2 pseudogenes are annotated in these 301 nt (G+C 51.5%); both read left to right on the top strand.

The window, feature by feature from the left end:
- Positions 1 to 175: pseudogene (locus SB660_RS19750) on the top strand (indole-3-glycerol phosphate synthase TrpC); the annotation flags it as partial.
- Positions 176 to 179: 4 nt separating this feature from the next.
- Positions 180 to 301 (top strand): annotated as a pseudogene (locus SB660_RS19745) (phosphoribosylanthranilate isomerase); the annotation flags it as partial.

Below are 301 nucleotides of genomic sequence, written 5' to 3'. Positions count from 1 at the left end.
AAAAATAGCGCAGCTTGTGCCGGACGGCTGCCTGCTGGTCAGCGAAAGCGGCATCGGTTCTTTGGCTGACCTGCAATTCGTCAACAAGCACGGGGCGCAGGCTGTATTGGTCGGAGAATCCTTAATGAGAGAGGATTCGCAGCAAAAGGCGATCCGCGGACTGTTCGGAGAGTGACGATATGAAAAAGCCTGAGTTAAAGTACTGCGGAATACGATCGAAGCGTGATTATGAACTTGCGGCAGCTTCAGAAGCGGATTATCTGGGATTTATTTTTGCCGCAAGCAAACGGAGAGTAACGCC

This window comes from Bacillus sp. SIMBA_005, assembly GCF_046535585.1.
Classification (GTDB): Bacteria; Bacillota; Bacilli; order Bacillales; family Bacillaceae; genus Bacillus; species Bacillus pumilus.
The sequence above is the reverse complement of the archived record's forward strand: the minus strand, read 5'-3'. Positions and strand labels throughout refer to the sequence as shown.